Below are 14118 nucleotides of genomic sequence, written 5' to 3' on the forward strand. Positions count from 1 at the left end.
CCAAGTCCCCCCAGAACAAGATCCCCGGGGCCGGCGGCAGGTGCCGCGCGGGATCCCGGGGATCTGGAACTTTTTATTCCGTGCTGGTCAGCCCGCCTGGGCCTGGCCCTGACGGGGGTCGTCCTTGGTGTAGGTGAGACGTTCCACCTGACCGGCCTGGAAGCGCTCCTTGATCTCCTTGCCGTTCACGAACAGCTTGACGACCCCGGCATCGCCGAGCACCAGGTCCACGGACTCCTTGTCCGTGAAGGTCTTCGACTCGCCCTGCGCGAGGGTTCCGTCGAAGAGCAGCCGGCCGCTGTGGTCCTTCGCGGAGATCCAGCTCTCGCCGGTGTCGGCCGTCAGGACGACCGTGACGAGGTCCTTGGGGGCCGCGGCGATGGCGCTGTCGGAGGGCTCCGGCTTGGGCGCCGACGGGGTCTGCTGGGGCTGGGCGGCCGGCTTGCCCGCGGGCTGCTTGGGTGCGGCCTTCGGGGCGGCGGAACCTTCCGCCACCGGCCGCTTGCCCTGACCGTCGCCGCCGCCGCTGAAGGCGGTGAAGCCGACGAAGCCGATCACGGCGACGATGGCGGCGACCATGGCGGCGGTCCAGTTGGGCCGCTGCCGTTCGGGCCGGATCCGCTCGGCTTCGAACATCGGCGCGGCGGGGGTGGGTGCCGGCCGGCCGCCGTGGGCCGCGTCGAAGCTGTCGATCAGGGGTTCCGGATCGATGTGCACGGCGCGGGCGAGCGTACGGATGTGACCGCGGGCGTAGACGCCGCCGCCGCACCGCGTGAAGTCGTCCTCTTCGATCGCGTGCACGATCGGGATGCGCACGCGGGTGGTGGAACTGACCTCGTCGACTGTCAGCCCGGCGGCGATCCGGGCCTTCTTGAGGGCCGTCCCGATGGACGGTCCTTCGACGGAAGGTTCGACGATGCGGTCCTCGGACCGGTCGTCGGTCGAAGGACGCTCTTCTTCGGGGGAGTTGGAGTTGCCGATGGACACGAGTGCGCCTTTCGAGCGTGTAGCCACCTGCTGGCTTCCCAGTCTAGGGGGGTGACGAAAGGGTGGGGCAACCGGAGGGGTGTACTCCCTACGCCATCCGAATGGCTTCGGGAACACCCATCGCTGCCTCCCTCAACTTGACGCACGCCCGGGGGAAACGGTTGCCCGCCGATCCCATACGGTCGGGTGAGCCGGACGGACCCCCGTTCTAGGGGGCGTCCTGGCCCCGGATCACCGCGAGGATCGCGTCGAGTTCGTCGGGTTTGACCAGGACGTCCCGCGCCTTGGAGCCCTCGCTCGCACCCACCACGCCCCGGGACTCCATCAGGTCCATGAGCCGGCCGGCCTTCGCGAAGCCCACGCGCAGCTTGCGCTGGAGCATGGAAGTGGAACCGAACTGGGTGGAGACCACCAGCTCCGCCGCCTGGCACAACAGGTCGAGGTCGTCGCCGATCTCCTCGTCGATCTCCCTCTTCTGCTTCTGCCCGACGGTCACGTCGTCCCGGAAGACGGGCGCCATCTGGTCCTTGCAGTGCTGCACGATCCCGGCGATCTCGTCCTCGGTGACGAAGGCGCCCTGGAGGCGGACCGGTTTGTTCGCCCCCATCGGCAGGAACAGTCCGTCGCCCTTGCCGATCAGCTTCTCGGCGCCGGGCTGGTCCAGGATGACCCGGCTGTCGGCGAGCGAGGAGGTGGCGAAGGCGAGCCGCGAGGGCACGTTCGCCTTGATCAGGCCGGTGACCACGTCCACCGAGGGCCGCTGGGTGGCGAGCACCAGGTGGATGCCGGCCGCGCGGGCCAACTGGGTGATGCGGACGATCGAGTCCTCGACGTCGCGCGGGGCCACCATCATCAGGTCGGCGAGCTCGTCGACGATCACCAGCAGGTACGGGTACGGGCTCAGCTCCCGCTCGCTGCCCGGCGGCAGCTTGATCTTGCCGTCCCGGATCGCCCGGTTGAAGTCGTCGATGTGCCGGTAGCCGAAGGCCGCCAGGTCGTCGTAGCGCAGGTCCATCTCGCGCACCACCCACTGGAGGGCCTCGGCGGCCCGCTTGGGGTTGGTGATGATCGGCGTGATCAGGTGCGGGATGCCCTCGTACGCGGTGAGCTCGACGCGCTTGGGGTCGACGAGCACCATCCGCACGTCCTCCGGCGTCGCCCGGACCATGATCGAGGTGATCAGGCAGTTGATGCAGGAGGACTTGCCGGAGCCGGTGGCACCGGCGACCAGCACGTGCGGCATCTTCGCGAGGTTGGCCATGACGTAGCCGCCCTCGACGTCCTTGCCGAGCGCGACCAGCATCGGGTGGTCGTCCTCGGCGGCGTCGGCCAGACGCAGTACGTCGCCGAGGTTGACCATCTCCCGGTCGGTGTTCGGGATCTCGATGCCGACCGCCGACTTGCCGGGGATCGGGCTGATGATCCGCACGTCCGGAGAGGCCACGGCGTAGGCGATGTTCTTCGCCAGCGCCGTGATCCGCTCGACCTTCACGGCGGCGCCGAGCGTCACCTCGTAGCGGGTGACCGTCGGGCCCCGGGTGAAGCCGGTGACCTGCGCGTCGACCTTGAACTCGGTGAAGACGTTCGTCAGCGCGGCGACGACCGAGTCGTTGGCGGCACTGCGGGTCTTGCCGGGCCCGCCCTTCTCCAGCAGGTCCAGCGAGGGCAGCGCGTACGTGATGTCCCCGCGCAGCTGGAGCTGTTCGGCGCGGGGCGGCAGCGGCTGGGCCTGCGGCGGGGTCTTCGTCAGGTCGGGCACCGACAGGGTCCCGGAGGCCGCGGCGGTGCGCTCGTGCGGCGCCTCGGCCCCGGCCGGGACGATCGGCGCGACGGAGGCGGGGACGGAGGCCGCGGGCCGCCCCTCGCGGGCGGGCGGCACCGGAGCGGTGACCTCGACGCCCTCGCGCTCCACGGAGATCCCCTGGGTGAGGTCGGCGACCAGCGGGGACGGGGGCAGACCCCCGTAGACCACCCCGTCCAGCGCGGCGGCGGCCGCCGCGGCCACGTCGACCGCGTCCATCTCCCGCCCGCCGGGCCGCGCGGCGGTGCGCCGCGGCCCGCGCCGCCGGGCCGGCGCCGCCTCCTCGGCGGCGTCGGCCGGATCGTCCGGGCCACCCGGTCCGCCGGGGCCCGCGAGAGCCCCGGTGCGGGCCCGCCACTGCTCGGCGTCGTGGCGGTCCCGGCGCCCGGCGGCCTCCTGCTCGGCGTACCGCTCGTCGTACTCGTTCGGCGCGATGATCCCGAGCCGGATCCCGAGCGCGCGCAGCCGCTGCGGGATCGCGTTGACCGGGGTCGCGGTGACCACGAGCAGCCCGAAGACGGTGAGCAGCACCAGCATCGGCACGGCCAGCGGCGCACCCATGGTGAAGATCAGCGGCTTGGAGGCACCCCAGCCGATCAGGCCGCCCGCGTTCTGCATCGCGGTGGTGCCCTCGTCGCGGCCCGGCGCCCCGCAGGCGATGTGGACCAGCCCGAGGACACCGATGACCAGGGCGGTCAGGCCGACGCCGATGCGGCCGTTGGCGTCGGTCTGCTCGGGGTGGCGGATGAACCGCACCGCCATGACGCCCAGCAGCACCGGCACGAGCAGGTCGAGGCGCCCGAACGCGCCGGTGACCAGCATCGTGACCAGGTCCCCGACGGGCCCGCTCAGGTTCGACCAGGTCCCGGCGGCGACGATCAGCGCCAGGGCCAGCAACAGCAGCGCGACCCCGTCCTTGCGGTGCGCGGGGTCGAGGTTCTTCGCACCGCGGCCGAGCCCGCGCAGGACCGCGCCGACGGCGTGCGCGAGACCGAGCCAGCAGGCGCGCACGAGCCGCAGCACGCCCCCCGTGGGGGACGCCGCCGGTTTGGCGGCGGCCTTCTTGACCGGGGGCCGCTTGGCCGCCGCGGCCTTCTTCGCGGGGGGCTTGCGGGCGGGAGCCGCCTTCTTCGCCGGCGCCGTCGTACGGCCGGTGCGGCCCTTCGCGGTGCCCGCGGTGCTCTGGGAACCCTTGCCGGACGTACTTGAGGCCATGGGCCCGAGGTTACCGGTGCGCACGCCGGTGGACACGCGTGCCCACCCCTTCACCCGTTCGTGTCGCCGCGTCCGTAGGCGCTTTGACGCACCGGCACACCTGACACCCGGCCAGGCACCGTCGCGCAGGCACCGCTTCCGGACCTCGGGACCGTCGGCGGCACCGCCCCGCTCGTCCCGCCGTCCGTCAGCCCTGGGCGGGCAGCATCGGCGCCCCGCCGCCGGCGCCCGGTTCCAGGGCGTCCAGGGCGCGGCGCAGCCCGGTCAGCTTGCGCTCCAGGTGCGCGGCGGTGGCCACGACCGCGGCATCGGCCTCGTCCTCGCCGAGCTGCTTGGTCAGGGCCTCGGCCTGCTCCTCGACCGCGGCGAGCCGCGCGGAGAGCTCGGCCAGCAGCCCGGCGGTCTCCTTGCCGCCGTCGCCGTTGTGGGAACCGCCGCCCTCCAGCTGCAGACGCAGCAGTGCCGCCTGCTCCCGCAGTTGGCAGTTCTTGGTGTAGAGCTCGACGAACACCGAGACCTTGGCGCGCAGCACCCACGGGTCGAACGGCTTCGAGATGTAGTCCACCGCGCCCGCCGCGTAACCGCGGAAGGTGTGGTGCGGACCGTGATTGATCGCGGTGAGGAAGATGATCGGGATGTCCCGGGTCCGTTCGCGCCGCTTGATGTGCGCGGCCGTTTCGAACCCGTCCATGCCCGGCATCTGGACATCCAGCAGGATGACCGCGAAATCGTCCGTCAGCAGCGCTTTGAGCGCTTCCTCCCCCGACGACGCCCGGACCAGTGTCTGATCGAGCGCGGAGAGGATGGCCTCCAGCGCCAGCAGATTCTCCGGCCTGTCGTCGACCAGGAGGATCTTGGCCTTCTGCACCATGCCCTGTCCTCCTCGCCCCGGCATGGGGCCTCCCCGGCTCCTGGCTCCGGCATGCGCGCCGGGCCCCGCCCCAGAGGACGGCATCCTTGCGCCGTCCGTCCTTGTGCCGGTCATCGTAGCCCCAGTCCCGAGATCGCCACACCCTGTCACCAAGATGTCACTGTGCACGAAGCGGAAACGTGAGGGGAGGGCAGAAGGTTCCCCCCGTGCCCTCCGGTCACCGACCACCCGCCGATCAGTCTCCGCGCATGTGCTGCTCCATCACCGACAGGAGGTAATCGGGTTCGACCGGCTTGGTCACGTAGTCGGAAGCCCCGGAGTCGATGGCCTTCTCCCGGTCCCCCTTCATCGCCTTCGCCGTGAGCGCGATGATCGGCAGGCCCGCGAACTGCGGCATGCGCCGGATCGCGGACGTCGTCGCGTACCCGTCCATCTCCGGCATCATGATGTCCATCAGGACCAGCGACACGTCGTCGTGCTGCTCCAGGACCTCGATGCCCTCCCGCCCGTTCTCGGCGTAGAGCACCGCGAGCCCGTGCTGCTCCAGAACGCTCGTCAGGGCGAAGACGTTGCGCACGTCGTCGTCGACGATGAGCACCCGCTCCCCGTGGAAGTCGTACGTCCGCGGCGCCGCCGGGGCCGGCTCCTCGGTCTCCCAGCCCACCCCGTACGGCTGCCCTGGCACCTCGGTGCGCGGCATCGCGTCGGTCAGCTGCTTGCGGCGCCGCCGGAAGAGCGCCGACGAGCCCTGCCCGGCGGGTTCGGCCGCCGGGAGCGCCTGGCGCACCGGCGCCTGCGCGAGGGGGGCGGGCACCGCCGGAACCGGCTGGGGCGCGGGACGCGCCTCGTCGGCGGCCCTGCGGTACTCCCCGCGGGCGCCGCCGGGCGCGGGCGGCGCGTACCCCTGCGGAGGCAGTTCGCTCGGGTGCAGCGGCAGGTACAGCGTGAACGTGGATCCGCGGCCGGGCTCGCTGGCCGCGTGGATCTCCCCGCCCAGCAGCCGGGCGATCTCCCGGCTGATCGACAGACCGAGGCCCGTGCCGCCGTACTTCCGGCTCGTGGTCCCGTCGGCCTGCTTGAACGCTTCGAAGATCACCAGCATCTTGCTCGCAGCGATCCCGATCCCGGTGTCGGTCACCGAGAAGGCGATCAGATCGGCGTCCGCCTCGCGCAGCGAGCCGGCCTCCAGCAGCTGTTCCCGGATCGCCGCCGGCACATCGCCGCCCGCGGGCCGGATCACCAGCTCCACCGCCCCGTTGTCGGTGAACTTCACCGCGTTCGACAGGAGGTTGCGCAGCACCTGGAGCAGTCGCTGCTCGTCGGTGTGCAGGGTGGCGGGCAGCTCCGGGGAGACCCGTACCGAGAAGTCGAGCCCCTTCTCCGCCGTCAGCGGCCGGAAGGTGGCCTCGACGTAGTCGACGAGCTGGACCAGCGCGATCCGCGTCGGCGAGACGTCCATCTTGCCCGCCTCGACCTTCGACAGGTCGAGGATGTCGTTGATCAGCTGGAGCAGGTCCGAGCCCGCGCCGTGGATCGTCTCGGCGAACTCCACTTGCTTCGGCGAGAGGTTCCCGTCGGCGTTGTCGGCGAGCAGCTTGGCCAGGATCAGCAGCGAGTTGAGCGGGGTCCGCAGCTCGTGCGACATGTTCGCGAGGAACTCGCTCTTGTACCGCATGGAGACCGCGAGCTGCTCGGCGCGCTCCTCCAGGACCTGCCGGGCCTCCTCGATCTCGGTGTTCTTCACCTCGATGTCCCGGTTCTGCTGCGCCAGCAGCTCGGCCTTCTCCTCCAGCTCCGCGTTGGCGGCCTGGAGGGCCTTCTGACGGTTCTCCAGCTCGTCGGAGCGCTCGCGCAGTTGCTCGGTCATCTCCTGCGACTGCTTGAGGAGCACCTCCGTCTTGGAGTTGACGGAGATGGTGTTGACGCTCGTACCGATCATCTCGGCGATCTGGCTGAGGAAGTCCTTCTGGATCTGCGTGAACGGCGTGAAGGACGCCAGCTCGATCACGCCGAGCACCTTCCCCTCGAAGAGCACCGGCAGCACGATCACGTGCGCGGGCGGGGCCTCCCCGAGCCCCGAGGAGATCTTCAGGTAGCCGGGCGGGGTGTTCTCGACCAGGATCGTCCGCTTCTCCTCGGCGACCGTGCCGATCAGACCCTCGCCGGGCCGGAAGGAGATGGGCATCTGACCGCCCGCGTACGCGTAACTCCCGCGCATCCGCAGCTCGTACGAGCCCTCCCCGGCCCCGTCCGTCCCGATCTCGGTGCTCCCGCCGGTGGGCAGCGCCAGGAAGAACGCGCCGTGCTGCGCGGAGACCACCGGGGTCAGCTCGCTCATGATCAGCGAGGCCACGTCGTCCAGCTCCCGCCGGCCCTGCATCAGCGCGGAGATCCGGGCGAGGTTGCCCTTGAGCCAGTCCTGCTCCTTGTTGGCCAGGGTGGTGTCGCGCAGGTTCACGATCATCGTGTTGATGTTGTCCTGGAGGACCTGGATCTCCCCCGCCGCGTCCACGTCGACCTTCAGGCTGAGGTCGCCGCGGGTCACCGCGGTGGCCACGGCCGCGATGGCGCGCACCTGCCGGGTGAGGTTCCCGGCCATCTCGTTCACGGACTCGGTGAGGTCCCGCCAGGTGCCGTCCACGTCACGGACGCGGGCCTGGCCGCCGAGGATGCCCTCGGTGCCCACCTCGCGCGCCACCCGCGTCACCTGGTCGGCGAAGGAGGACAGCTGGTCGACCATCGTGTTGATGGTCGTCTTGAGCTCCAGGATCTCGCCGCGCGCGTCGATGTCGATCTTCTTGGTCATGTCGCCCTTGGCGATGGCCGTCGTGACCATGGCGATCTGCCGGACCTGGCCGGTCAGGTTGGAGGCCATGAAGTTCACCGAGTCGGTGAGGTCCTTCCACGTGCCGGAGACCCCGGGGACGTGGGCCTGGCCGCCCAGGCGGCCCTCCGTACCCACCTCGCGGGCCACGCGCGTGACCTCGTCCGCGAAGGACGACAGGGTCTTGACCATCGTGTTCACCGTGTCGGCGAGCTGCGCGACCTCGCCGCGCGCCTCGACGGTGACCTTCTTCGTCAGGTCGCCGTTCGCCACGGCCGCCGAGACCTGTGCGATCCCGCGCACCTGGGCGGTGAGGTTGCCGGCCATCGTGTTGACGTTGTCGCTGAGGTCCTTCCAGATGCCCGTGACCCCGCGCACCCGCGCCTGACCGCCCAGGATGCCCTCCGTACCCACCTCACGGGCCACCCGGGTCACCTGCTCCGCGAAGGAGGACAGCTGGTCCACCATCGTGTTCACGGTGGTGACCAGTTCGAGGATCTCGCCCTTGGCGTCGACCGTGATCTTCTTCGACAGGTCGCCCATGGCGACCGCCGTGGTCACCTCGGCGATGTTGCGCACCTGCGAGGTCAGGTTGTTCGCCATGAAGTTGACGGACTGGGTCAGGTCCTTCCAGGTGCCGGAGACCCCCTTGACCTCGGCCTGACCGCCCAGGATGCCCTCGGTGCCCACCTCACGGGCCACCCGGGTCACCTGCTCCGCGAAGTTGGAGAGCTGGTCGACCATCGTGTTGAGGGTGTTCTTCAGCTCCAGGATCTCGCCCCGGGCGTCCACGTCGATCTTCTGCGACAGGTCACCGCGCGCCACCGCCGTGGCGACCTGCGCGATGTTGCGCACCTGCGAGGTCAGGTTCCCGGCCATGCCGTTCACCGAGTCCGTCAGATCGCGCCAGACCCCGGCCACGCCCGGGACCTGCGCCTGCCCGCCGAGGCGGCCCTCGGTACCCACGTCCCGGGCCACCCGGGTCACCTGCTCCGCGAAGGCGGAGAGCTGGTCGACCATCGTGTTGATGGTGTTCTTCAGCTCCAGGATCTCGCCCCGGGCGTCCACGTCGATCTTCTGCGACAGGTCACCGCGCGCCACCGCCGTCGTGACCTGCGCGATCTGACGCACCTGGGACGTCAGGTTCCCGGCCATGAAGTTGACCGAGTCGGTCAGCTCCTTCCAGGTGCCGGACACCCCCTCGACCCGCGCCTGTCCGCCGAGCCTGCCCTCCGTACCCACGTCCCGGGCCATCCGCGTGACCTGGTCGGCGAAGGAGGACAGCTGGTCGACCATCGTGTTCACGGTGTTCTTCAGCTGGAGCATCTCGCCGGAGACGTCCACGGTGACCTTCTGCGACAGGTCGCCGTTGGCCACCGCCGTCGTCACCTGCGCGATGTTGCGGACCTGACCGGTCAGGTTGCGGAAGGCGGTGTTCACCGAGTCGGTGAGGTCCTTCCACGTACCGGCTGCCCCCGGCACCTGCGCCTGGCCGCCGAGCTCGCCCTCGACACCCACCTCACGGGCCACCCTGGTCACTTCGGCACCAAAGGACTGGAGCTGGTCCACCATCGTGTTGACGGTGTTCTTCAGCTCCAGCATCTCGCCGGCCACATCGACGGTGACCTTCTGCGACAGGTCGCCGTTGGCCACCGCCGTCGTCACCTGCGCGATGTCGCGCACCTGCGTGGTGAGGTTGCGGAAGACCGTGTTCACCGAGTCGGTGAGGTCCTTCCACGTACCCGCGGCCCCCGGCACCTGCGCCTGGCCGCCGAGCAGACCCTTGGCCCCGACCTCGCTGGCCACACGCGTGACCTCGTCCGCGAAGGTCCGTAGGGTTTCGGTCATCTGATTGATCGTTTCGGCCAGTTGCGCCACTTCTCCGCGCGCGCTGACCCGCACCTTCTGCGACAGGTCGCCGTTCGCGACGGCCGTCGTCACCTGCGCGATGCCCCGCACCTGGGCCGTCAGGTTGCCCGCCATCGTGTTGACGGAGTCGGTCAGGTCCTTCCACACGCCCGCGACCCCGGGCACCTTGGCCTGACCGCCCAGTTCACCCTCCGTACCCACCTCGCGGGCGACGCGCGTCACCTCGGAGGAGAAGGAGGACAGCTGGTCCACCATGGTGTTCACGGTGTTCTTCAGCTGGAGCATCTCGCCGGCCACGTGCACCGTGACCTTGCGCGACAGATCGCCCTTCGCCACCGCCGTCGTGACGAGAGCGATGTCACGCACCTGGGCGGTGAGCCGGTACGCCATCGTGTTGACGGAATCGGTCAGGTCCTTCCAAGAACCGGACATTCCGCGCACCTGGGCCTGACCGCCGAGTTTGCCCTCGGTGCCCACCTCCAGCGCCACCCGCGTCACCTCGTCGGTGAACGCCGACAGCTGGTCGACCAGGTTGTTGACCGTCCGGCCGACCTTCAGGAACTCCCCGCGCAACGGGTGCCCGACCCCCTCCGGGGTCTGCGTCCGCAGGTCCATCCGCTGGTCGAGGTCACCCTCGGCCACCGCCGACAGGACCCGCCCCACCTCGGACACCGGCCGGGCGAGATCGTCCACGAGCTGGTTGGAGGCGTCGATCGCGGCCGCCCAGGAGCCCTCGCAGGCACCCGTCTCCAGCCGCTCGCTCAGCTTCCCCTCGCGCCCCACCATCCGCCGGACCCGGGACAACTCCCCGGTCAGGTGGAGGTTGCGGTCGGCGACCTCGTTGTAGACGGCGGCGATCTCCGCCATCTCGCCCTCGCCGGACACCGTCAGCCGCTTGCGGAAGTTGCCGTCCCGCATCGACACCAGGGCCGTGAGCAGCCGGTTCAGCGCGGCGGTATCGACTTCCGTCGTGCCGCCCCGCCGGGACCGACCGCCCTTCGGGCGCGTTCCCGTACGCCGCACCGCTGCGCCAGACTCCACCGTGTCCCTCCCGAAAGGGTCGACCGCTGTTCCACCGGACATCCGACTACCCACGACCGGCACTCCAAGACTGCCCAGTGTTTCACCCCGGCCCAACCAGGCCATAACACTCCGGCACCATCGCACACCGGCCGCACCCCGCGGGTGGAATCCCCGACGACGGCCTCCTCACGACCGCGAAGGTAAGTAACCTGGCTTCCGATGTCCCACCGCGTCGAAGGAGACTTGTGATCACGGCACGGGCGGCTGCCAGTTTCGACCCACAGGGGCGCTCGGTCGCCGCCGCCCGCGCGTTCGTCCGCGACACGCTCCAGGGCTGGGGCTTCGCCGACATCGTCGACGACGCCGTGGTGCTCACGAGCGAGCTCGTCACCAACGCCGTGGTCCACGCCGGCACCCGGGCCGAGGTCCTGTGCCTGCGCTCCGGGGACGGCGTACGCGTCGAGGTCGCCGACCGCTACCCGGAGCGCGAGCTCCCGCTCCAGCCCCCCGGTCAGCGCCCGTACGCCGATCCCGACCGCGAGAGCGGCCGCGGCCTGATGCTCTGCGCCGCCCTCGCCACCCGCTGGGGCGTCGAGTACACCACCACCCACAAACACGTGTGGTTCCGCCTCGACCTCCCGGACCGGCCGGTCGGTACCCGCTCCGCGGGCCCCGTCGTCCCCGACCAGATGCTGCCCCTGGCCGACAGCCGGGTCCGCGTGGCCGTCGTCCAGATCGACTCCGCCGATGCCGTGTCCGCCTGGAACGAGGACGCCGAGCACATCTTCGGCCACCCCGCCGAGAAGGCCCTGGGCCGCCCGCTCGCCGAGCTCGCCGCCTGGCCCCAGACCCCCGGCACCGGCACCGGCGTCGCCGAGGCCCTGCGCCTGTCCCGCTGGGAGGGCAGCTACGGCATCCGCGGCGCCGACGGCCGCGTCATCCCCGTCTACGCCTCCCACCTGCGCGTCCGCGACGCCCACGGCGAACCCTCCATCGTCTGCCTCCTCGTCCACGACGACGAGCGGGCCCTGCTCCAGACCCCCGCCCGGGTACCCGCCTCCGACGGCGGTCAGCTCACCGAGCCGCGCCCCGCGGACCCCTTCGAGCTGTTCATCGGCTCCCCCGCCCCCGACGATCTGGAGGGTCTGCTCCAGCGCACCGTCGAACGGGCCCGCGACATGCTCGACGCCGACGCCGCCTTCCTCCTCCTCGCCACCGACGACGAGACGGAACTTGAGGTCCGCGCCACCACCGGGCTGCCCTCCACTCGCCAGCGCTTCGCCCGCGTCCCCGTCGAGGCCGGCGCCAGCCGCTACGGCTCGGCCCGGATGCCCGCCGTCCACGACGACCTCGCCGCCGTACCCGGAGCCGTCCCGCTCCTGGAGTCCACCGGCATGCGCTCCGTGGTCACCGTCCCCCTCAAGGTCGAGGGGCGGCTCACCGGCTCCCTCGGCGTGGCCGCCGAGGGCCCCGGCCGCTACACGAACGAAGAGGCCCTGCGCCTCCAGTTCGCCGCCGACCGCCTCGCCCTCGCCGTCGAGTCCGCCCGGCTCGGCGAACTGGAACGGCTGCGCCGAGGCTCCCTCTCCTTCCTCGTCGAGGCCTCCGACCTGCTCGCCGGCACCCTCGACCGGGACCAGACCCTGGCCCTGATGGCCCAGATGACCGTCCCCACCCTGGCCACCTGGTGCGCCGTCTACACCATCGCCGACCAGGCCTCCGACCCCTCCCTCGCCTACGTCCTGCACGAGGACGAGGAACGCATCGACGGCCTCAAGGCCCTGCTCTCCCGGGTCAGCCCGCCCGACCCGGTCCGCGAGGCCGGCGCCCGGCCCTGGGCGGAGGCCGCCCTCGCGGTCGGCGGGGAGACGGTGGTCCTTCCCCTCCTCGCCCGCAACCGCGTCATCGGCCTGCTCACGCTCGGCAAGCCCAGCGAGGAGCACTTCCGCCAGGAGATCCTCGAACTCGCCGACGACCTCTCGCGCCGCGCCGCCCTGGCCCTCGACAACGCCCGCCTCTACTCCGAGCGCACCGCCATCAGCCGCTCCCTCCAGCGCAGCCTCCTGCCGCCCGGCTCCCCCGCGATCCCCGGCATGGAGGTCGAGGTGATCTACCGCGCCGCCGGCGAGGGCAACGAGGTGGGCGGCGACTTCTACGACGTCTTCCCGATCCGCGACGGCGTGTACGGCTTCGCCATCGGCGACGTCTGCGGGACGGGCCCCGAGGCCGCCGCCGTCACCGGCCTGGCCCGCCACGCCCTGCGCCTGCTCGCCCGCGAGGGCCTGGGCGGCCCGGCGGTCCTTGAGCGCCTCAATGCGGCCATCCTGGACGAGGGCGCCCGCAGCCGCTTCCTCACCCTCCTCTACGGGGAACTGCACCCGCGGCCCGACGGCGGTGCCCTGATGAAGGTCGTCTGCGCGGGTCACCCGCTCCCGCTGCGCCTGCGCCCGGACGGCGAGGTCACCCCGGCCGCCGAACCGCAGCCGCTCCTCGGTGTCATCGAGGACCTCGACCTCTACGAACAGACCCTGACCCTCGACCCGGGCGACGTGCTGCTGTGCGTCACCGACGGGGTGACGGAGCGCCGCGAGGGCGCGCGCATGCTCGGCGACGACGGCCTGGCCGACGTCCTCACCACCTGTACCGGCCTCACCGCCGGCGCGGTGGCCTCCCGCATCCTGCGGGCGGTGGAGCGCTTCGCGGCGGAACCGGCTTCGGACGACATGGCCATCCTGGCGTTCCGCGTTCCGGGCCAGCGCACGGGCGACTGACCGTCCCGGTCTCAGACGTAGTCGGCGGTGGTCCGGACGGCCCCGAACCGGGGGAAGATCCGGTCCACCGCGAACGCGTGCTCGTCGGCCGCGAACCCCGACATCGCGTCCCCGACGAACTCGACGTCGTAGCCGTGATCGGAGGCGGCCCTGGCCGTCGACTCCACCCCCATGGTGGTGACCAGACCGGCGACGACGACCGTGTCCACGCCCCGCTCCCGTAGCCGCTCGTCCAGGCCGGTCCCGTGGAAGGCGCCCACGGTGCGCTTGACGATCTCGATGTCCCCCGGCTGCCGGAGCCCGTCCACGAGCCCGCTCCCCGGCGGCTGCTCCGCGACGTTCGGCCGCTCCACCCGCACCACGACCACCGGCAGCCCCTCGGCCCGGAACACCTCGCCCAGTCGCCGGCAGCGCTCCTCGACCTCCGTCCCGGTGTGGGGTGCCAACGGCAGCGCGACGATGCGGGGCATCAGGTCGATGAGGATCAGGGCGGTCGTCATGCGGCCATTATTCTTCGGGCGCCGGCCCTGTCGTGGGCACAACGCAAAAAAGGCCCCCGCCTAATGGCGGGGGCCTTTTTCATCAGAGCCCTTTAACGGAATCGAACCGTTGACCTTCTCCTTACCATGGAGACGCTCTACCGACTGAGCTAAAAGGGCGGGTTGTTCGGCGGCGTCCTACTCTCCCACAGGGTCCCCCCTGCAGTACCATCGGCGCTGAAAGGCTTAGCTTCCGGGTTCGGAATGTAAACCGGGCG

The 14118-nt window shown here is 71.1% G+C and carries 6 protein-coding genes, 1 tRNA gene and 1 rRNA gene; 1 reads left to right on the forward strand and 7 read right to left on the reverse strand.

Going from position 1 to position 14118, the window contains the following annotated elements; translation table 11 throughout:
• Positions 1–87: 87 nt before the first annotated feature.
• The 4 genes from ABZW32_RS29415 to ABZW32_RS29430 form a co-directional block, all read right to left on the reverse strand.
• Entirely contained in the window at positions 88–987 is a 900-nt protein-coding gene (locus tag ABZW32_RS29415; RefSeq protein ID WP_356221491.1) for a RodZ domain-containing protein, read from the reverse strand.
• 208 nt (positions 988–1195) lie between these two features.
• Positions 1196–4003 (reverse strand): DNA translocase FtsK, encoded by a 2808-nt coding sequence (locus ABZW32_RS29420; RefSeq protein WP_356221494.1) that lies wholly within the window; start codon positions 4001–4003, stop codon positions 1196–1198.
• Between the two features lie 187 nt (positions 4004–4190).
• Positions 4191–4874, reverse strand: a complete 684-nt coding sequence (locus ABZW32_RS29425) for a response regulator (protein ID WP_356221496.1) — start codon at positions 4872–4874, stop codon at positions 4191–4193.
• 235 nt (positions 4875–5109) lie between these two features.
• Positions 5110–10608, reverse strand: coding sequence for a HAMP domain-containing protein (locus ABZW32_RS29430; protein ID WP_356221498.1), 5499 nt, complete (start codon positions 10606–10608; stop codon positions 5110–5112).
• A gap of 227 nt (positions 10609–10835) precedes the next feature.
• Between ABZW32_RS29430 and ABZW32_RS29435 the strand changes: the two genes are divergently transcribed.
• The gene (locus tag ABZW32_RS29435) at positions 10836–13361 is read left to right on the forward strand and encodes a SpoIIE family protein phosphatase (protein WP_356221501.1); all 2526 of its coding nucleotides are present in this window, start codon (positions 10836–10838) and stop codon (positions 13359–13361) included.
• An 11-nt stretch (positions 13362–13372) separates the two neighbouring features.
• On the opposite strand, the gene ABZW32_RS29440 is transcribed toward ABZW32_RS29435, so the two are convergent.
• The 3 genes from ABZW32_RS29440 to rrf all read right to left on the reverse strand — a co-directional run.
• Positions 13373–13861 carry an isochorismatase family protein gene (locus ABZW32_RS29440; RefSeq protein WP_356221503.1) on the reverse strand — a complete coding sequence of 163 codons (489 nt, stop codon included), beginning with the start codon at positions 13859–13861 and terminating at the stop codon, positions 13373–13375.
• Positions 13862–13947: 86 nt separating this feature from the next.
• A tRNA-Thr gene (locus ABZW32_RS29445) sits at positions 13948–14020 on the reverse strand.
• A 5-nt stretch (positions 14021–14025) separates the two neighbouring features.
• A 5S ribosomal RNA gene (gene rrf / locus ABZW32_RS29450) occupies positions 14026–14118 on the reverse strand; the annotation flags it as partial.

It is taken from the genome of Streptomyces sp. NPDC004667, from assembly GCF_040609475.1.
Taxonomy (GTDB): domain Bacteria; phylum Actinomycetota; class Actinomycetes; order Streptomycetales; family Streptomycetaceae; genus Streptomyces.

Bases quoted from the DNA above. Each gene is read 5' to 3' on its own strand.
- ABZW32_RS29440 (WP_356221503.1), bottom strand. From the start codon at position 13,861: ATGACGACCGCCCTGATCCTCATCGACCTGATGCCCCGCATCGTCGCG.
- ABZW32_RS29425 (WP_356221496.1), bottom strand. From the start codon at position 4,874: ATGGTGCAGAAGGCCAAGATCCTCCTGGTCGACGACAGGCCGGAGAAT.
- ABZW32_RS29420 (WP_356221494.1), bottom strand. From the start codon at position 4,003: ATGGCCTCAAGTACGTCCGGCAAGGGTTCCCAGAGCACCGCGGGCACC.